3 protein-coding genes are annotated in these 3,525 nt (G+C 47.9%); all 3 read right to left on the bottom strand.

Going from position 1 to position 3,525, the window contains the following annotated elements:
• Nucleotides 1–77: 77 nt before the first annotated feature.
• Nucleotides 78–1,445, bottom strand: coding sequence for a restriction endonuclease subunit S (locus B7C60_RS14295; RefSeq protein ID WP_099612243.1), 1,368 nt, complete (start codon nt 1,443–1,445; stop codon nt 78–80).
• Nucleotides 1,445–3,070 (bottom strand): N-6 DNA methylase, encoded by a 1,626-nt coding sequence (locus B7C60_RS14290; RefSeq protein ID WP_099612242.1) that lies wholly within the window; start codon nt 3,068–3,070, stop codon nt 1,445–1,447. The genes B7C60_RS14295 and B7C60_RS14290 overlap by 1 nt, the downstream gene beginning before the upstream one ends.
• Nucleotides 3,071–3,184: 114 nt before the next feature.
• Nucleotides 3,185–3,525, bottom strand: a 341-nt coding sequence (locus tag B7C60_RS19480; RefSeq protein WP_245869490.1) for a type I restriction-modification enzyme R subunit C-terminal domain-containing protein, incomplete at its 5' end; no start/stop codon positions are given.

Here is a 3,525-nt window from a genome sequence, read left to right as displayed (position 1 = left end):
CCAACGTGTTGATTTTTATTAGTGATGATATGGCTTGAAGCGACACCGTATGCTTTGCCACTCCAAGCCGGATTCGATTAGTTTATCCTTGTTTTACGGCCTGCTTTCACGGCTTTTTTCGCCGCTTTCGCCAGTTGCTCGGCCTCACTACGCGCCTTGGCAATGCGCTCAAGCAGCTTTTCGGCGGGCTCGTCGTTTGGGTCTTGCGCCACCAGCTCACCGCGGAAGGCTTTGGCCAAAATACTTTGCGTCAGGTTATCCACCCGCGCTTGGGCTTTTTTCACCTGCGCTTCGATGGTATCGGCAAAAGCGAAGTATTGGTCGACCAGGCGAACGATTTCGGTTTGTTCTTCTAGTCTTGGTAAATTGAAATCAAAATTTCTTAAACTCGTCAGAGAAACGGTTTTTTGAGCTGTACCTGTTGCAGTGCTTTCCGCTTGCATAAAGGCAATAGGCGAAAGCAACCAATAGTATAGAAAGTCCCCGCTTACAATCTCACGGTTAACCTTAATTATTGCTATGTGTCTTTGAAAACAAAAGTTAGTATCTGTATCAACTTTTACTGGTATTCCAAACGAGCCAGTCACGGTATATAACAAATCTCCTTTTTTGGGAACACGAACGTCTTTTAGAGAACCAAAATATTCTTTAGGAACCCAACGAGTTACTTTCTGGAAATCAATAAATCCACTACTGACATTTGAAATAACTAAAAAAGGAACGCCACTTTCAGCTTTGGGTGGAGCCTGATGATCTCCATCCGAAATACTTAAAGTTAAATCCTTTAGTGTTACCTCCCTCCATGCCTCTTGAATTTGTTTTCTCCCACGCCACTCCTCCGTCAACTTGCCTGACACAGCGGCGGCGAGGACGGATTGGCGAAAGCGTTTAAGGATCGCGGGGATGCGATCAAGCCGCGCTTTAATGGTATCGACTTGCGCCAATACTTCATCCAGCTTAGCTACTATGCGTTTTTGTTCGGCGAGAGGTGCGAGTGGTAAACTGATAGCACTAAGTTTTTGCGCATTTATATTTTGTAGTGCATTACCAGCCTTATTTATTTCAACTTGTTCCCAAAATAAATGAGAATCTAAAAATGCTTTTACATAACGACTTAATACAGGTGTTATAGGCTTAAATCGAATTAGATAGGAAGCAAAAACAGCTGGTTCGTATGATTTATCAATCAGGTATGACACACCTACAGACCCTGAGCGGGCAATAACAATATCACCGACAACTAACTGATATTTATTTAGATCACTGGGCGCTTCCATACAAAAAGGTACAGTATCCCAGTCGAGTCGACCTTTTGTAATATCAGTTGTTCTTAAAAACTTCACGCTTCCATTATTGGGATCAGCTTTAGTAGTATAACCATACTGTGGTTTGGAGCATATTTCCCCAAGAGTCGACTTTCCCCACCCTTTCGGCAATTCACTCATTAGTTTGCCTCCGCAGGCGCCGCGCCTAGAATCTCGTCCCTAGATTCTAGAATCTTTTCTTGCAGCCCAAACGCCTCGGCCACCAACAACTTCTGCCCTTCAGCCACATCCTCCGCACCGAGGGCTTGCATCAGTTGGTAAATTTCAGCCATGGCTTCGGTGAGTTCGGCCATCGCTTCACCGGCCAGCACTTCAGGCTCTGGCAGGTTTTCCGCGCTAGTGGCTTCAAAATCTTTCAGCCAGCTAATATCTAGGCTGTCACCTTTTTGCTCGCGAATATACTCACGGCTAAATTTGCGCCAGCGAGCGTTGTCGATGGTCTGCTCTAGCGAGTCGGTGCCTTCGGCATACATCGCGCCGAGCGTATCGTACACCCCTTCTTCACGCGGAGATTGGCCGTTTTTATCCGCACCATAGGCAGCAATAAAGGTGGCAAAATGGGCCTCGGTGAGTGGGCGGCGTTTACCAAAAGTGTTCATATTGGTGCGCAAATCAAACACCCAGGTCTCTTTGGTGCAGCCTTTGTCTTGGTATTTATTTTCTGGCGCGCCTTTTTGGAAAAACAGTACGTTGGTTTTCACTCCTTGGGCGTAGAAAATCCCCGTAGGCAAGCGCAAAATGGTGTGCAGGTTGCATTTATCCATTAAATCGCGGCGAATGTCAGTGCCTTTGCCGCCTTCAAACAACACGTTATCGGGGATCACCACCGCCGCGCGGCCACCCGGCTCCAGCGCATCGTAAATATGCTGCATAAAACAGAGCTGCTTGTTGCCCGTTGGGTGTACAAAGGTGCGGGTAATATTGGTGCTGGCCGCACTGCCAAACGGCGGATTGGTTAAAATCACATCGGCTTTAGGCAGATTTTCACCGGCGCTGCCCAGGGTGTTGCCAAGGCGGATCGCCCCATCATTGGCATCGCCTTCAATATCGTGCAGCAAACAGTTCATCAGCGCTAAACGACGGGTTTCGGGTACCAACTCTAGGCCAACAAAGGCTTTTTTCATTTGAAAATCTTGGTCGTCATCGTCCAAGTCATCCAAATCATTGGTGTTCGCTTTGATGTATTTATCCGCCTCAATCAAAAAACCAGCCGTACCCGCTGCGGGGTCTTGAATGATTTCCCGCGGCTGTGGCTGCAACACTTTGACTATGGTGCTGATGAGCGCGCGAGGGGTGAAGTATTGCCCCGCGCCGGATTTAGTTTCGTTGGCGTTTTTTTGCAGCAAGCCTTCGTACATATCGCCAAAATCATCGCGGCTTTTGCCTTGCCCGCCATCAAACCACTCTAGGCTGTCCATGTTGGTCACCAATTCGGTGAGCTGCGCGGGTTGAGTAATGGTGGTATTCACGTTTTGGAAAATGGCGCGCACAATGGCGTGCTCGTCTGCGCCAAGCTGCACCAGCATATTACGGTAAAACTGGTGCTGATCTTGACCAATACGCGATTTGAGATCCGCCCAGCGAAATCCTACTGGCAGCAAATCTTGCTCTTGCCCTGTCTCTTGACACATTTTCAGAAACAGCAGTGAGGCTAACTCGTTGACGTAGTTTTGGTAAGACACTCCGCCATCACGCAAGTTGTCACACAATTTCCACAATTTGGCGACTAAATCGTTATTGTTCATTTCGGGTCTCTGGTTACACGGCGCGGTTAGAGCACAGTGAGTAAATGGATGATAAAAGCAAAAGGCGCTGCTCAGTTAAGGCCAGCGCCACAAGAATGGCAGTATTGTAACGAGCTAGGCGGGTTCATCCCACAGATATTGATTAAACTCGGCGAGAATGGTGTCTAACTGATCATTAAACACACTCATCAGCTTGCGCTTGCCACCTTTACGCTTGTAGTTGCCGGTTTTAAAGGTGTCTTCATCCAGCACGACCTTTTCTTTGATTGACGTGGCTAAACGCTCTAGCCAACTGAGCTGCTCGGCGTTCCAATCGTTGGCTTGTTTGATGCGTGCTAATGCCAACTCCACCCGTTGCTCAAAAGGCAGTAAGGCATCACCGATAGAAGCGCGGCGAATATGGCCGATCAGTTTAGCGGCGATGTCTTGATTTTTCACTGCCTTCCACGCGTGAC

It is taken from the genome of Vibrio fujianensis, assembly GCF_002749895.1.
GTDB classification, from domain to species: Bacteria; Pseudomonadota; Gammaproteobacteria; order Enterobacterales; family Vibrionaceae; genus Vibrio; species Vibrio fujianensis.
Note: the sequence above shows the minus strand (reverse complement) of the source record. Positions and strands in the feature narration are given on the sequence as shown.

Coding starts and splice junctions, on each gene's coding strand:
- B7C60_RS14290 (WP_099612242.1), bottom strand. CDS start 3,070: ATGAACAATAACGATTTAGTCGCCAAATTGTGGAAATTGTGTGACAAC.
- B7C60_RS14295 (WP_099612243.1), bottom strand. CDS start 1,445: ATGAGTGAATTGCCGAAAGGGTGGGGAAAGTCGACTCTTGGGGAAATA.